Source organism: Symmachiella dynata, assembly GCF_007747995.1.
Lineage (GTDB): Bacteria > Planctomycetota > Planctomycetia > Planctomycetales > Planctomycetaceae > Symmachiella > Symmachiella dynata.
This window is the reverse complement of record NZ_CP036276.1, coordinates 1,360,043-1,375,357: the sequence shown is the minus strand read 5'-3', so window position 1 is coordinate 1,375,357 and position 15,315 is coordinate 1,360,043. Positions and strand designations below refer to the sequence as shown.

12 protein-coding genes are annotated in these 15,315 nt (G+C 57.0%); 9 read left to right on the top strand and 3 right to left on the bottom strand.

Annotated elements, in window-relative coordinates:
• Positions 1-224: 224 nt before the first annotated feature.
• Both xseA and Mal52_RS05205 read left to right on the top strand, forming a co-directional pair.
• Entirely contained in the window at positions 225-1,451 is a 1,227-nt protein-coding gene (xseA, locus tag Mal52_RS05210; RefSeq protein ID WP_145374650.1) for an exodeoxyribonuclease VII large subunit, read from the top strand.
• 7 nt (positions 1,452-1,458) lie between these two features.
• Positions 1,459-1,785, top strand: a complete 327-nt coding sequence (locus tag Mal52_RS05205; RefSeq protein ID WP_145374649.1) for an exodeoxyribonuclease VII small subunit — start codon at positions 1,459-1,461, stop codon at positions 1,783-1,785.
• A gap of 289 nt (positions 1,786-2,074) precedes the next feature.
• Here Mal52_RS05205 and Mal52_RS05200 read toward each other — a convergent pair whose 3' ends face one another.
• Positions 2,075-2,479, bottom strand: a complete 405-nt coding sequence (locus Mal52_RS05200) for an Hsp20/alpha crystallin family protein (RefSeq protein ID WP_145374648.1) — start codon at positions 2,477-2,479, stop codon at positions 2,075-2,077.
• A 79-nt stretch (positions 2,480-2,558) separates the two neighbouring features.
• Positions 2,559-3,005, bottom strand: coding sequence for an Hsp20/alpha crystallin family protein (locus tag Mal52_RS05195; RefSeq protein ID WP_145374647.1), 447 nt, complete (start codon positions 3,003-3,005; stop codon positions 2,559-2,561).
• A gap of 602 nt (positions 3,006-3,607) precedes the next feature.
• Here Mal52_RS05195 and Mal52_RS05190 point away from each other — a divergent pair.
• The 5 genes from Mal52_RS05190 (at position 3,608) to Mal52_RS05170 (ending at position 10,873) form a co-directional block, all read left to right on the top strand.
• Positions 3,608-4,999 carry a hypothetical protein gene (locus tag Mal52_RS05190; protein WP_145374646.1) on the top strand — a complete coding sequence of 464 codons (1,392 nt, stop codon included), beginning with the start codon at positions 3,608-3,610 and terminating at the stop codon, positions 4,997-4,999.
• Positions 5,000-5,403: 404 nt separating this feature from the next.
• A complete protein-coding gene (locus Mal52_RS05185) occupies positions 5,404-7,326 on the top strand; it encodes a hypothetical protein (RefSeq protein ID WP_145374645.1) in 1,923 nt (640 codons plus the stop codon).
• Positions 7,327-7,393: 67 nt separating this feature from the next.
• Positions 7,394-8,548 carry a hypothetical protein gene (locus tag Mal52_RS05180; protein ID WP_145374644.1) on the top strand — a complete coding sequence of 385 codons (1,155 nt, stop codon included), beginning with the start codon at positions 7,394-7,396 and terminating at the stop codon, positions 8,546-8,548.
• Between the two features lie 203 nt (positions 8,549-8,751).
• Positions 8,752-9,552: a class I SAM-dependent methyltransferase gene (locus tag Mal52_RS05175; protein WP_145374643.1), complete on the top strand. Its 801-nt coding sequence runs from the start codon at positions 8,752-8,754 to the stop codon at positions 9,550-9,552.
• 103 nt (positions 9,553-9,655) lie between these two features.
• Positions 9,656-10,873, top strand: coding sequence for a prolipoprotein diacylglyceryl transferase (locus Mal52_RS05170; RefSeq protein ID WP_145374642.1), 1,218 nt, complete (start codon positions 9,656-9,658; stop codon positions 10,871-10,873).
• Between the two features lie 20 nt (positions 10,874-10,893).
• On the opposite strand, the gene ggt is transcribed toward Mal52_RS05170, so the two are convergent.
• Positions 10,894-12,621, bottom strand: coding sequence for a gamma-glutamyltransferase (gene ggt / locus Mal52_RS05165; protein ID WP_145374641.1), 1,728 nt, complete (start codon positions 12,619-12,621; stop codon positions 10,894-10,896).
• Between the two features lie 341 nt (positions 12,622-12,962).
• On the opposite strand from ggt, the gene mtaB reads away from it, so the two are divergent.
• Together mtaB and Mal52_RS05155 are read left to right on the top strand one after the other, a co-directional pair.
• Positions 12,963-14,240 carry a tRNA (N(6)-L-threonylcarbamoyladenosine(37)-C(2))-methylthiotransferase MtaB gene (gene mtaB, locus Mal52_RS05160; protein WP_231962532.1) on the top strand — a complete coding sequence of 426 codons (1,278 nt, stop codon included), beginning with the start codon at positions 12,963-12,965 and terminating at the stop codon, positions 14,238-14,240.
• 398 nt (positions 14,241-14,638) lie between these two features.
• On the top strand, positions 14,639-15,310 hold the full coding sequence (locus Mal52_RS05155; protein ID WP_145374639.1) for a nucleoside/nucleotide kinase family protein: 672 nt from the start codon (positions 14,639-14,641) through the stop codon (positions 15,308-15,310).
• The last annotated feature ends 5 nt before the right edge of the window (positions 15,311-15,315 follow it).

The window sequence follows — 15,315 nt, the reverse complement described above, 5'->3', positions numbered from 1 at the left end:
CCTCCCGCGTTTATTGTTGCCGACGCTGTTATCGAATCAAGTCGGAATGCAAAAATTCGACGCGATGTGCTGTGAGGTTGCCACAGTGTCCGTTTTGGACACTCGGAAGATCCAAATTGCCCCTGGCAGCAATAGTGTTCAAGCGTTACCGTTCACGATACACTGCCAGTCCGCCGGTAATGGAAAAACATTCGTTTGCCCCGATCAACCAAGCTGATTTCGCAATGCCCGACGTCCCCTTGAAGACCGTCTCCCAGCTCACGCAGGAGATCAAAAACTGCCTGGAAATCGAATTTCCCTTCGTCTGGGTCTCGGGCGAAATCTCGAACCTTTCACGCGCCGCCTCGGGGCATTGTTACCTCACGCTCAAGGACGACTCCGCACAGTTGCGGGCGATCATGTGGCGGGGAACTGCCAATCGCTTGAAATTCGACCTCCACGACGGGTTAGAAGTCGTCGCCGCCGGTCGCGTGGAAGTTTACGAAGCCCGCGGCTCGTATCAATTGATCATCGAACAGTGCGAACCGCAGGGGTTGGGCGCGCTGGAACTGGCGTTTCGCCAACTGCATGAAAAACTGGCAGGCGAAGGTCTGTTTGACCCGGAACACAAACAACCGTTGCCGGCAATTCCGCAACGTATCGCGCTGGTGACCAGTCCCACCAGCGCCGCTGTCCGCGATATGTTGCAGGTCCTCACACGTCGCTGGCCGGCAGCGGAGATTTTGATTCTGCCGGTCCTGGTTCAGGGGCCGGGTGCTGCAGCGGAAATTGCGGCCGCGCTGCGGTCCGTGCCACAGATACCGGGCGTCGATGTTGTGATCACGGGCCGGGGCGGCGGCAGTCTGGAGGATCTCTGGGCGTTCAACGAAGAGATCGTCGCACGGGCGATTTACGATTGCCCGATTCCCGTTGTCAGCGCCGTGGGGCACGAAATCGACGTGACGATTGCCGACTTGGTGGCCGACCGTCGGGCCTTGACTCCCAGCGAAGCGGCCGAATTGGTCGTTCCCGACGTGCGTGACATCCGCGCGGGCATCGCACAAATGCGTAACCGGCTGATCAGCGGTTTGAAACAACAAGCAGTCACCGCACGGCGACAGCTCGACGCACTCGCCTCGCGGCGCGTCTTCACACAACCGGCTGAACGGATCCACGATTTACAACAACTCCTCGACGAACTCGAGGCCCGCAACCGCCGTGCGGTGCAGCGGATTGTGGAAACCGCAAAGCAACAACTCGCCTCCTCATCCGCATCGCTGGATGCCCTCAGCCCGTTGGCCGTTTTGGGCCGCGGATATTCACTCAGCAAGATCGCGGGCTCCACTCAGTTCCTCAAAACGATCGACGACGCGCCGGCGGGAGCGACCTTGCAGTCGCTGCTCGCCGACGGCCGGGTCATTAGTAAAATCGAATCGACAGACGCGGGCCAACCGCAAGACTTTTTGGAGTAAACCCAACATGGCCAAACGCGCCAAAAAAGAAAACGCAGCCCCGAAGTTTGAAGAAGCCCTGGAGCAATTGCAGCAAATCGTCGGCGAACTCGAAGAAGGTTCCGGCGGATTGGAGCATTCGCTCAAACGCTTCGAAGAAGGCATCGGCCTGTTGCGAACCTGTTATCAGACTTTGGAGCAAGCAGAGCAAAAAATCGAACTGCTCACCGCTGTCGACGAACAAGGCAACCTCACCACCGCCCCCTTCGATGCCACATCGACCGTGGAACAAAAAACTCGCAAGTCGGCCAAAAAGAAACCAGCCGACGACGAGGATGGCGGCAGTTTGTTCTAGATGGTCGGGTGGCCGCGATTGCTTTCCGCAATCGGGGCCGGCGCAGCCGGCAAGAAGCCGCGATTAACGTGTCGGATCAAGATGCCGACGGCAATGCCCAGGAACGCTGAATTGCGGCGTCTTGTGCCTTCGGCACACCGATTGCTTCGCAATCGCTGCCACCCTCCTGGACGCGTTTTTTCTAGCCACACTCGATACGCCCCAAAGAACAACCGCGGGCGGCGCGACTCATATCTTTTCGCGCCGCCCTGCAATTACCGGCATATTCCCCATGTCCTCGACCTGGGACTTACGCCGTCATGACCTTGATCTTCTGCGCCACTTCGGCTTGCGCCTTGGGCAATGTCAATCGCAACACGCCATCCTTGAGCGTCGCATCAATGCCGTCCCGGTCGACCTCTTCGGTCAGTTTGAACCGCCGTTGGTAAAGTCCGGCGGAGTGCTCGACGTAGTAGGGGTTGACCCCCTCGTGTATGCATTCCGACTTCTTCGCTTCGATCGTCAACACCTGTTTGTGCAACGTGATGTCGACATCTTCTTCAGCGACGCCGGGCAGATCGACCGTCAGGATCAATGCCTCGTTGGTTTCCGAAATATCCACGCGCGGATTCAACACCTCTTCGGTAGTTTTTTCCGTTGTGGTTTTGTCCGCCGTACAACAACTCTTGGTCAAAGCCTCTTGTGTTTGAGTCATGATATCCTCCCTTTCTTCTTCTATCTTTTGCGCCTGATCAACAGACGCCCATGACAATCCCCATGCTGGTCATTGCGCTTCAGGAAGCGCGTTTGACCGTAATCTTCTTGGGCTTGCTCGCTTCCGGTTTGTGCAGAACGATCGTCAATACGCCTTGCGCGTATTCCGCTTCGGTCTGCGCCGCATCGACCTCAAACGGCAATCGCAACGTTCGCGAAAATTCGCCCGTGCCCCGTTCACGACGATGATACTTCTCGTCCTCTCCCAGCGCATCGACAGAGCGACTGCCTTTGATCGTCAGCATGTCACCTTCGACCGTGATGTCGATGTCGTCCGCATTGACGCCAGCAACCTCGGCGGTGACGACCAAACGGTCTTCACCCGACAAGACGTTCATCGCCGGAAAAACTTGTGCTCCGGTCCGCACCGCGTCGGAAAGCCCGGAAAAAATTCGATTCATGTCCACCGGCAAACGATTCAACTCTTGCCACGGATCCCAATGTTTTCGAAATGAAGTGCTCAGCATGATTTCACCTTCCTTTCAGTCGTAACGATGAATTCGTCGAACATCTGTCTCCGCACTGCAGCAGGCAGAGACTTGTGACTTCCAAATGCCCGATGACAACCCTTAATGCAACCTCCATGCCGATCTGTTATCGCCGCAACGATTTGCCAAAAAATCCCAGTAGAAGATCGTCCAATCACGTTAAACCAAGCAGAAACAATATCCATATCCCAATACTAAATAAACACTTACAGCGACACCCCACAGTCCATTCCAATCATACCCCCTCTCGGCAAAATCCCCGAGAACCCATTTATGGCAGTTGAGCAAACCGACCCGGAACCTGCCATATCGGCAGCACCCACCCAAAGCGACAGGCAGTGCCATTATGGCAGCACCACAAGTACAACAGGCATGTCAGTCTGGCGGATGATCCGTGATCCACCTGTGACTGTTAGGCAAGATTTGCATGCTCGATTTCACTGAGATGCCTGCAGCGACGTCGCAAAACCGCATTCATTCGCCGCGCGGACCTCAGGACTCCGATGAATAGAACCCGTAGTGATTGGTGCGTGGTCCGTCCGCTCTCTTAAAACTTTGCGATTCCGAATGAGGCTGGTTGCGTGACAGGGTTTGCCGGGTCTCAACATTCTGATGAACGGCGGCGGCGGCGTTTGGCGGTCGAGCAGGATGGCGCGCAGTCCAAATCGTTTACGACGACCAGAGAAGCAAACAAAGAGCTGGATGCGATCGCGCTCGTTGAGCTGGCAATCCAGGCCCTCATTCCCCGCTCCATTTGGCCGCACATCGGTGTCGCCCTGGTCTTGGCGATGTTGGCTTTTGGTAGCCACGCTGCCCTCGATGCCCTGCCGCACAATCACATTGTCGACATCTCGCAACTGCGACAAGTTGTTGATGAGTCGCAGCGCGTGATGGCCGGGTTGTGCTTGTTCGTCACCATGCAAATTTGTGTGGTCATTCGACAAGTCCGCGGACGCAGCCGCAATGATTTCGACGGCCGCTATCGCCTGTGGAATTGGGTGGTCGTTGCCAGCGGTCTCGCTTGTGCGGCCATCTTTCTCAACCTGCACCACTTAGCAGGCGGAATCGTGGCGGCACTGTTGAATCGGCCTGACTTAGTAACCTCATCAATCACCTGGCAGGTCCCCGTGTTGACCATTGGTGGGCTGCTGTTGTTGGAACTGGGACGAGAAATGCGCGAACATCGTCCGACGTGCGTTCTACTGTATCTCAGCTGTTTGTGTTATTTGGTCCCCCTGCTCGCCTCCATCAAGCTGTTCGCCGGATCTCTGGCGATGCTCCCCCCGCTGATCGCGGGCATGCCGATCGATCTGATCGCGTTCTCTGCGGCGAACATCCTGCTGTTCACCACGATGTCCTTGCATGCTCGCTATGTCGTGCATATCAACCCAGAGCCACCTACGTCGGCCGTGCGACAATTCCGCTTGCCGCTCCCCCGGTTGCGTCGCCCGCGGCTGCGTCGACCACGGTTCTTGCGTTTGCCGAAATTTCTGCATTGGAAGCTCCTCACCTTTAAGAAACCAACGCTCAAGCTTCCGAAGCTCAAATTCCCGGCACTTAAGTTACCGACTTTCAAATTGAAGTTTCCCACCTTCAAGTTGAAATTGCCCAAGCTGAAATTGCCAAAACGCAAACCGCGCGAAGCGGCCCCTGCCCCCGTTCCGCCAGTGGCGACCAAAGCGGTCCAACCGGCTCCGAAGAAGAAAAAGGCATCATCACGTCGAACGCGGACCGAACCGGCGCACATCGAACCCCCTGCTCCGCAATCGGCAACGACAGAAGCCATGGCGGAACAATCGCCGCCGCGCCCGAAGCGTCGCACTCCACCCAAAAAAGCAAAAACCCGCGCTTCGCAAAGACCGATCGAAGATCAAATCGACGAAGTGACCGCTGATGAGCTCAAAGGGCTGTCCAAAAAACAAAAACGAGAGCTCCGCAAAAAACGCCGCGAAGCACAACGCGCCGCCCAATAAGGCGGCACAACCGCTTGGTCCGAGCTTCCGGCGGCACAGCCGCTAGGTTCGAGCTTCCGCTCGGGGGTGGGTAGGCCGCTTCCGTTGGGCGCTTTGCTTTGGAGAGAGGTTGGGCGAGATCCTTGCTGGGCGACTGGATTGGTGGTTGGCTTGATGAGTTGGCGTGCCCTGCTTCGTGTACCGCTGCGGCTCAGCGGGAGCTTCGCCCTCCCGGGACGCTGTTTTTTGCTCCGTTGCCTCTATCGCTGCTGGGGTTGTGACGACTTGCTGACCGGTGTGATTGGCAAATCTGCTCGTGTCGAGTACCTTATGGTGAGCGCCTCTTGAAGTGGGCGAAACCAGGAGTCAATCGGCATGGACCGGGACGTGTGGTCATCCACGGCCCCCGGCAGGGCGAGTAATCTATGAGTAAAACGGATCAGTCGGGATCGGCCGCCACTTCGGTTGTGGCTTTTGGACGAAGCATGGGCGGGGTCGCGAATCTCTCCGACACAGCATTTTTGCAGTCTATCCAGTGGCGAAAATCAGCCGATGCGGACTTGGTCCGCGCCGCTCGAAAGGGTGACGTCTCGGCGTTCACGGCGCGATTACTGCAATGCTTGCCCGCAGAAAGCCCTCCCACCAAATCCACAAAAAAACGTCCCGCCATTCAAGGCGGCTTGGCGACGGCGGAATATTTACCGGCGCCCCCTGCCAAACCGTTGCGAGAGTTGTTGCACACATCCAACGGCCACTTCACACGGAAGACCGGGAAGTCGACAGCTGTGGAGGCTGCCAGCTTGGCAGAGGTTCTCAATAGCGTGGCGCAGAAAAACTACAAAACGTCACCCGCTGACCTGCATGCGTTGACAGAGTTGATCGCGTGTAACGGTGCTTCGTTGGAACAGGCGACACTGTTTTTATTGTGGCGAACAACGTTGGCCGCTGCTTGTGAATTCACAAACGATCCCTCGACCACCGACGAAGGGGACCCGGCGCAAACGGCTGACGAACAGTTGTTGCAGGCGGGTGAGTTGCCGTGGCGGGTGGGTCTGCTGTTCGGAGATGTCAAAGGCTCCACCAAGATTCGCCGCCGCGGGCGTAAGGTCATTCGGCGGGAATTGGAAGACCGCACCGATGGCGACGGCACGCCGCACGCCACGTTGTTGCCTCGCTTGGGGTACTGGTTGGCGGCACTGGTTCGCAGCGGACAATGGGCCAACCGTTTTCAGGCGACATTGTGGGACGACGATTTGTCGATGCTGTTCAATGACCTATTGGAACAAGCCATCCGACTGTACCGTCCCTCCGACTCCTGGGCGATGAGCAACGGCTTCTCGGCATCGCCGCGCTCGTTGTTTCGGGCGGCGTCACAATTGGCGGGAAGCGAATTCAAAATTGCCGATTTGGCCTTCGCGTGGGATCAAGCTCCGTCGAACACGCGGAAGCGAAAAGCCAAATCCAAAAAATCAGCATCAGCATCAACCAAACCGCGATTGAAGAAACTAGCGCCGTCGTCGCAGTCGGACTGGGCCAACTTGGCCTGTCTGCGCAGCGATTGGGAAACGGAATGCGATAGCATCGTCGTCGACCATAACGGACAGTTTCCACAAATCGACATGACCGTCTTGGGCCGCGCCCTGATTAACGGGAACTGGGATTTAAAGATCCAAGTCGATGGCAAACCGGTTTCCGTCAAACGACAATGGACGGCAATCTGTTGGAACACCGACGAGGATGGCGATTATATAGAGCTGCAACAGACGTTTGCATCGGGTGGTCGGGTGGAGCGACAAATTTGGTTATCGCGTTCAACGCACTCCGCCATGTTCGCCGACTCCTTGACCGGATTTTCCGGCAAACAGATTGAATACTCATCCCGCTTGCCGTTGAGCGATGCTTTGGATACGCAATCCGACTCGGGTGATCGTGAAACGCGTCTCAAAGATGGTCCGATCCTGACACGTGTCTTTCCGCTCTTTTTGCCACAGGATCGCGTGCACGGTACGCCAGGCGGGTGTGGCATCTTCGGCGACGATTTGGTGCTCAAGCACGTTGCGGCTGGACAAGGTTTGTATGCCCCGATCGTCTTGGACTGGCATCCCGACCGCCGCCGCAAGCCGGTGCAGTGGCGTAAACTGACGGTGACCGAGGATGGTCGCATTTTGCCGGGCGACGTCTCCGCCGGGTATCGCGTGAGGCTCGGCGAGCAACATTTGCTGGCCTATCGCAAACTTCAAAAATCGGATCTCCCGCAGACAGTGCTCGGCTTTCAGACGTTTGATGAAACAGTGTTGGGGCAGTTTGATAAAAATGGCGACGTGACTCCCTTGCTGCTCGTCGAGTAGACGACGCAAGGCGGATTGGAATTTTTTCTTTAAGAAATCTACAGAACGTGGACGGTTGGGCGGCGCAATGAACGAAGACACTTACAACGAGATGAATCAACTCCACGAATCGGGGGGCGCGGTCGCCACCGTGGATCAACTCATTCAAACGCTCCGCGACGACAAGAATTATGACCGGCTGTTTGATGCGCTGCTGTTGAAAAAGCGGCTCGAGATGGGTGTGCCAGTCGTGCGTCCCACATCGTTTGACAACCTGCCCGAAGACCGCCGCGCGGAATTCGAAGAGCATTACGTCAACGCCGCCCGCGAAATCGGTTCGCTGCACCTGGAAGCAGGTTCGATTCCCCGTGCCTGGATTTACCTGCGAACCATTCGCGAACCGGAACCCATCGTCGCTGCCATCAACGCGCTGGAAATCTCGCAGGACGTCGACGAAGAACTTGTCGACATCGCACTCTACCAAGGGGTTGCGCCGGCCAAGGGATTGGAGATGCTGCTTGCCAGTCACGGGACGTGCAATTCCATTACGGTGCTCGACCAGCAGTTTATGCAGTTGGAACCGCAAGTCCGTCAGGAATGTGCGGCGTTGTTAGCACAGACGATCTATCGGGATTTGACGGCGACGATCAAATACGAAGTCGAACGCAAACAAGGCTCCGCCCCCACGGAAGAAACGCTCCGCGAATTGATCACCGGACGAGAGTGGCTGTTCGCCGAAGACAACTATCACATCGACGTTTCGCATTTGCATGCGGTGATCCGCTTTTGCCGCAGCCTGGACGCCAACCGTGACGAAGTCCGACTTGCCACAGAGCTGACCGAATACGGCGCACAATTGTCGCCGCAATATCGCTATGCGGGCGATCCGCCGTTTGAAGATTATTACACGGCGCATCACCATTTTTTCAATGCGTTGACAGACACGGATCGCGATGCAGCACTGGATTACTTTCGCGATCAACTCGCGGGAGATGCCCCCGATTCGGACAAACAGTTGACCGCTTATCATCTTGTGGATTTGCTGAGACGCATCGACCGCACCGAGGATGCCTTGGACATCGCTGCGAAATATTTGTTGAGCGTCGAAGATCAACTCGAGTTCTCGTTCGCCGAACTGTGCGCCGAAACAGGCCGGTATGATAAATTGATGGAAGTCAGCCGCGCGCAACACGATCCCGTCGGATACGCCGCCGCACTCGTGGAACAAGCCAGAACTCCCTGAAACCGCACCCGCCCCAAGGTCGAACGTCCCTGGTTCCCAAACTCCAGTTTGGGAACCCCATTTCTCGAAGCTCCGCTTCGAGTGAGTCAAGCCCCCCCTTGGCCATCTGTCTCAATCAGCGAAGCGAAACCGCGCGACAGTCCGTTCCCCGGCCGGAGTTGAGGAACGAGTGAAATCCACCTTATTGCCGCAATCGTAGTTCGATGTCATTTGTCCAACGCAACCGCGCAGCCTGGGATCGCCTCGTGCGAGCCGGTAGCCAATTCGCCAAGGTGGCCACCGACGAGCAATGCCGTGATCCCCTGCAGGCCTTAGATGGGCGGGGTTGGTTGCCGGCCAGCGTGCGGGGACTAGACGTGCTCTGCTTGGCCGCCGGCGGGGGATGGCAATCGATTCTCTACGCTGCCGCCGGAGCCAACGTCACAGTCGTCGACCTCAGTCCGGAGATGCTCAAAAAGGACGAACAGGAAGCGAACCGCCGCAATTACAAAGTTCGCGTCGTCGAAGCTTCGATGGACAATCTGCAGATGTTTGCCGACGAGTGTTTCGACATCGTCCATCAACCGGTCAGCACTTGTTACGTCTCGGACGTGACTGTTGTGTATCGCGAAATCGCCCGCGTGCTCCGCGACGACGGCCTGTACATTAGTCAACACAAACAACCGACCAGCCTGCAGATCACCGAGCGCGACGAACGGCACCGCTACGTGTTGGGTCTGCCGTATTATCAGGACAGCTCGTTGCCGCTGGTGGAGGACGAATCGTATCGTGAAAGCGGCACGGTGGAATTTCTACACCGCTGGGAGGAATTGGTCGGCGGACTTTGCCGGTCGGGTTTCGTAATCGAGGATTTGACCGAGCCGTATCGGGGTGACCCGCAGGCCCCACTGGGCAGCTGGCGGCATCGAGGATTGTTCGTCGCCCCCTATTTACGGATGAAATCGCGGCGAATTCCACGTATTGCCGGGGAAAATTCGCGGAAACCATTGTGGACTCCCCCGTAAACTATCTTCTGAAGACGCTTTGCGACGACTGAGGCAAATTGCCGCTGCTCTTGTCAATCAGTCCGGTGTGCGTTAATTTTTGGGCATGAATAAAGACGCAAACATGTCAAACGACGACGACGACGATTGGGGCGCCTTAGCCGAAAACCTGCTAGGACTGCCGCCCGAGCCGAAACCCGATGCGCCGCAAGAGGTTGAGTCCACTAGCGCCGATTCCACAGAGTCGCTGGAAGCGGTCGACGCTGAGGAGGACGTCGAAGAGAGCCCCGAGATCGTCGAGGCGACCGATGAAACTCCGGACGATGATTTCGGGATTATTGCCGAAGACGAATCGGACGAAGAAGAGGACGCTGACGACGACCTCGAAGAGGCCGATGTGGAGGATGAAGTCGACGATCCGTTTTGGAATGCTCTGGCGGACTGGGACTGGGAAAGCGACGAGAAATCGGTATCACCTGCTAAATCTGAATCCAAAAGCAAGCCCCGCCGCTCGGAACGCAAACCGAAACCAAAGACCGAAGCCGAGCGCACCAAGGTGCTGGCTGAGTTGGTGCCGGACGAAAAGCCAAGCAAAGTCTCCGACGATTCGGATTTTGCCGCTGATCTGTTTGACGAACCTGCGGAGAAGACAAAAGACGAAAAGCCGGCTGCAGTCGAAGCAGTGAAAGAGGCCGCGGACGAAGAAACGGCAGAACCAGCCGAGGAACAACGTCGTCCGCGCCGCCGACGCCGCCGTCGACGACGGTCGGTCGAGGAGCAAGCTGCGGAAACGGTTGAAACTGAAGAATCGGTAAATGAGGAGACAGAGACAGCCGACGAAGAAAAACAATCCGTCGCCGACGAGACTGCAGCTGCTGCTGATAAGGACTCTGAAGAAGACACAGCCGCAGAACCCGCCCCCAAAAAACGCCGACGCCGAAAACGGGGCGGACGGCGACGCGGGAAATCTTCAGTCGAAGCCACCGACGAGACCAAGAAGACTGTCGCCAAGGACGATGCCGTCGAAGATGATGCCATCGAAGCCAATGACGCCGACCTGGACGACGACGATGAGGAAGACGACGACGAGACTTCCTACGGAAAACCACCGAAAAAGTCGGACGAGAAGAAGTATCAAGACGTTCCGACCTGGGAAGATGCGATCTCCTTCGTACTCAATCCGGTGAAGAAAACAACTGCGGCGGATGCACCGACAGCGGCGCCGACCAAGACGAAAGCGCAGAAGAAAACGTCGTCGTCGAGTGACAGTTCCTCGGGTTCGACGACGACCAAAAAACCGTCATCGAAGCGCTCCGGCGGTGGGCGGAAACGGCGGTCATAAACCGCCGTTGTTAGCCACCGTCATTCGCCGGCCGGTTGCCCCCCCTTGCGGGGGTCGCTCGCGGCTCGCAATCCTGTTTCATCGCGCGTGGCCGCCTGCACAGCGGCGATCGCGCTTTGCAAACGGACTGAGTGTCCCAACGCGGTTAAGTCGGCCGCTAATTTCTTCTGCAGCGGCTCTTCCACATACAGCGCGTTGGGCATCCACTGGTGGTGAAATCGCGGCGCCGCAACCGCGGCTTGAGCATCCTGACCATGCCGCATCATATTCAGCAAGACCTGCAGGGTCGCGCTGATAATCTTCGGTCCCCCCGATCCCCCCAGTGCATACGCCGCTTTGCCGTCGCGCACTACGATCGTGGGCGTCATACTCGAAAGCGGCCGTTTGCCGGGAGCGACCGCGTTGGCTTCGCTTTGAATAAGCCCGAACGCATTCGGTTTTCCGGGCACAGCGGCAAAATCGTCCATTTCATTATTCAGCACGATCCCGAACTTCGGTTCGACCACCAAACTGCCAAAGGTGGTGTTGATTGTTTCGGTGCAGGAGACAGCGTTCCCTTCTGCGTCGATCACACAAAAATGGCTCGTTCCGCTATCGGTTTTTCCTTCGAACCGGCCGTACGCTTCGGGCGGTTGTGTTATCGACGGGTCGACCTTCGCCGCCAACTTGTCGGCGTATTTTCGGCTGGTTAAGCGAGCGATGGGCACGGACACAAAATCGGAATCCCCCAGATACTCCGCACGGTCGGCAAAGGCGTGTTTGAGAGCCTCGGTGACCAGATGCACGGCGGACACATTGTGCGGACCGTTGCCTAGCCACTTGCGTTGCGGATGATCTCGTTCAAAGGCCTCGATAATGTTCAAGGATTCCAACAGCGCCACCCCACCACTGGAAGGAGGTGGCATGGTCAGGACCGTATTCTCGCCAAATTTCTCCGACAGCGGTTGTCGCTGCACGGCATCCATTTGCTCAAGATCCTCACGCTGCCAAATACCGCCTTGTGCGGCAACGACCTCTAGCAAGGCCTCAGCCACCGGCCCGCGATAAAACCCGTCACGCCCCTGGGCGGCGATCCGTTTGAGGACCTCGGTTTGGGGGGAGAAAATGCGATCCTGTTTCGTCCACATCCGGCCGGAGTTCAGGTATTGCTTGTACAGGGCAGCGAAACGTTCTTTCCCGTTGCGTTGTATCGCCAATAGCAACAGCGCCGTACGCTGCGCGCTGATGGCGTGTTCATCGGCCAAAACACCCTGTTCGCTCAAACGAATCGCCGGAGCCAGTACATCGGCCAAGGGGAGTTTGCCGAATTCTTTGTGAGCGTGACACAGGCCGGCAACCGTACCGGGAATTCCCGCGGCAGCTCCTCCGGCCCGGCTGGAGAGTTTCCGGCCGTTCTTATTTTTGGTGACAAACATATCCCGAGTCGCAGCCAACGGTGCCCGCTCGCGGTAATCGATGGCGACAGACGACTTGGTTTCGGCGTTCCAGATCACCATAAAGCCACCGCCGCCGATGCCGCAACTGTCGGGACGCACCACCGACAACGCAAATGAGGTCGCTACAGCGGCATCTACCACATTTCCCCCCTGCTGCAGGACTTCCAATCCGGCCTGGCTGGCGGCGGGATGATCGGCGGCGACGACGTATTTTTGATAAACCGCGGCCGATTCTTGTTCAGCGGCATTCGCGTCCGCCGCTGTCATGGCAAGACCAACGATTAAAGCCAGACATCGTCTCAAAGTCATCATATCAACTGATTTCCCGTATTTTCTGAGAGTCGACTCGGCTGTGGTCATTGTCTCGCTGCGTCAATAATGGAAGAGCGCCGGAACAAGTCCCTATCCAACGGACTCGCCGTGGGGAGCTAAGACTATTATACTGTGCGATCCTCATCGTCGCAGGAGTTGTCGAGCGAATTGGGCCGATCGTACGGGTTTTTCTGGTGGACGTAGGTTCGCTGGTTCTGCTGCAGACATTGGGCCAACGGTCTGGTCGGCGGCCCTCACCCTCTCTCTGAGGGAGAGGGACTGATCGCTGACTGATGGGGCGGTTATTAGACAGTTTGAATTTCTACAAAGCGTATTTTGTTATGTCACAGCCAACTTGCCGTTTGGTGACCTTGGGTTGCAAGGTCAATCAATACGAAACCGAATTGGTCAAAGAAGCGCTGGTTCGCGGCGGCTATCGTGAAGCGGAGGAAGAGGAAAATGCCGACCTCTGCGTGGTGAATACCTGTACGGTGACCGCCACCGGGGATTCGAAAGGTCGGCAGTTGATCCGCCAATTGGCCCGCAAAAACCCAGGCTCGCGAACAATCGTAATGGGCTGTTACGCCACTCGTGAACCAGAGACCTTGGCCCAACTCCCCAATGTGTTGGAAGTCGTTGAAGATAAACGCGAACTGCCAGACGTATTGGCGCGTGTCGGCGTGAATGATTTCCCGACCGGGATCAGTACCTTTGAAGGGCGGCGGCGTGCCTACGTCAAAGTCCAAGACGGTTGTATTTTAAATTGCACGTACTGCATCATCCCCCAAGTCCGACCCGGTCTGCGGAGCCGTCCCCCGCAAGACATTGACGAGGAAGTCCACCGGCTGATTGAAAACGGCCACAAGGAAATCGTGCTTTGCGGAATTCATCTCGGGCACTATGGCGTCGATGCCACGCGCGGCCGTAGCGGCAAAGCTCCGTTTCGGTTAGCGCATCTGATCGAAAATCTGGACCGCATTCCCGGCGACTGGCGGATGCGGTTGTCGAGTATTGAAGCAGCGGAAGTCTCCCCAGATTTCGTCGATGTCGTGACCTCCACCGAGAAACTGTCCCCGCATTTCCACCCTTCACTGCAAAGCGGCTCGCGAAATGTGTTGTTGCGGATGAAGAGGCGATACAGCCTCGACATGTTTTTGGGCAAGATGGAATTACTCCGCAGTCGGCTCGACAATCCGGCGTTCAGCACCGATGTGATTGTCGGCTTTCCCGGCGAAACCGAGGCGGAGTTTCAGGAGACGCTCGATGTTTGTGAACAAGCGGGCTTCATGAAGATTCACGTCTTCCCCTTCAGTGCCCGCGCGGGCACGCCGGCGGCCGATCTGCCGGATCAGATTTCTCCCGAAGTCAAAAAAGAGCGCGGGCAACGATTGGCCGAGTTGGGCGACCGTTTGGCCCGCCGATATTATGAGTCGCTCGTCGGACGCGACCTTCAGGTTTTGGTCGAACGGGAATCCCGCGATCGCCCCGACTGGGTCAGCGGCACCGCTTGTCGTTATGCCCCGGTCGACATCCCGGGCGATGCCACAGCCATCGGACAAATTGTCAAAGTGCAGGCAACCTCCGCCGCGGATCACGGAGTCATCGCCGAGGTTCTGTAGGGTGCGTCGCGACGCACATTCCTATGTAGTACGAGAGATGAGCCTCTAAATAAAAAGACTCGCGCAAAGACGCAGAGACGCGAAGAAAAAGAGGAAACTGTTGAAAACCCGAGTCGATAAATCAGAAGTCCCGGTTTCCAACCATGCCGCGCGATACCCATCAAGGTTACGCAACTCTCTGCGTCCTGGCGTCTCTGCACGCGGCCTTTTCGTAGGGTGCGTCGCGACGCACCTTTCTATGCAGTACGAAAAACGCGCCCAATCCAATTCAACAAAGCAAACAAACACGTCAATCAAACAATATTAACAATAAGGCAACGCGTGATTGGGAATGTAGACAGGTGCGTCATGACGCACCCTACGGCGACATGCGTGGTGCGGATGGGGAGTGATTAATTTTGGCGCTGCTGGTGAACATTGAGGGAATCGACGGATCGGGTAAAGGGACACAGGCGCAACTGTTGTGCGAACGTCTGTGTGCTACGGGAGCGACGGCCCAACTGTTTAGCTTTCCCCGTTACGACGACACGCTGTTTGGCAAATCGATTGGCGATTTTCTCAACGGACGATTCGGCGCGCTCGATCAAGTCAGCCCGTTCCTGGCGGCGCTGCTGTACGCCGGTGACCGTTTTGAATCGCGCGAACTGCTGCTGGCGGCGCAGCGCGACAATGATTACGTCGTGCTGGACCGTTACGTGGCCTCGAACATCGGTCATCAGGCGTCGAAAGTCACTGGTGAAGAGCGGCAAGAAATCATCGCCTGGATCAACAAGATCGAATATGAGATTTACGCGCTGCCGCGGCCCGATGTGACGATTCTCTTAAACCTGCCGCCCGCCCGCGCGCAGGAATTGATCGCCCGCAAAGCCCCCCGCAACTACACCGATGATGCCGCCGACATTCAAGAAGCCGATGCGGGTTATCTGGCCAAAGTGCACGAGGTCTATCTCGACGTCGCCCAAGGCGATGATCGGTGGCAGGTCATCGACGGGATCGCCGAAGGCGAGATTCGCCCTGTTGATGCGATTGCGGATGAGGTTTGGCAAATCGTGCAGGCGATCGCCAAGTGAATGCG

Bases quoted from the DNA above. Each gene is read 5' to 3' on its own strand.
- xseA (WP_145374650.1), top strand. From the start codon at position 225: ATGCCCGACGTCCCCTTGAAGACCGTCTCCCAGCTCACGCAGGAGATC.
- Mal52_RS05200 (WP_145374648.1), bottom strand. From the start codon at position 2,479: ATGACTCAAACACAAGAGGCTTTGACCAAGAGTTGTTGTACGGCGGAC.
- Mal52_RS05180 (WP_145374644.1), top strand. From the start codon at position 7,394: ATGAACGAAGACACTTACAACGAGATGAATCAACTCCACGAATCGGGG.
- Mal52_RS05205 (WP_145374649.1), top strand. From the start codon at position 1,459: ATGGCCAAACGCGCCAAAAAAGAAAACGCAGCCCCGAAGTTTGAAGAA.
- Mal52_RS05170 (WP_145374642.1), top strand. From the start codon at position 9,656: ATGTCAAACGACGACGACGACGATTGGGGCGCCTTAGCCGAAAACCTG.
- Mal52_RS05185 (WP_145374645.1), top strand. From the start codon at position 5,404: ATGAGTAAAACGGATCAGTCGGGATCGGCCGCCACTTCGGTTGTGGCT.
- ggt (WP_145374641.1), bottom strand. From the start codon at position 12,621: ATGATGACTTTGAGACGATGTCTGGCTTTAATCGTTGGTCTTGCCATG.
- Mal52_RS05175 (WP_145374643.1), top strand. From the start codon at position 8,752: ATGTCATTTGTCCAACGCAACCGCGCAGCCTGGGATCGCCTCGTGCGA.
- mtaB (WP_231962532.1), top strand. From the start codon at position 12,963: ATGTCACAGCCAACTTGCCGTTTGGTGACCTTGGGTTGCAAGGTCAAT.
- Mal52_RS05195 (WP_145374647.1), bottom strand. From the start codon at position 3,005: ATGCTGAGCACTTCATTTCGAAAACATTGGGATCCGTGGCAAGAGTTG.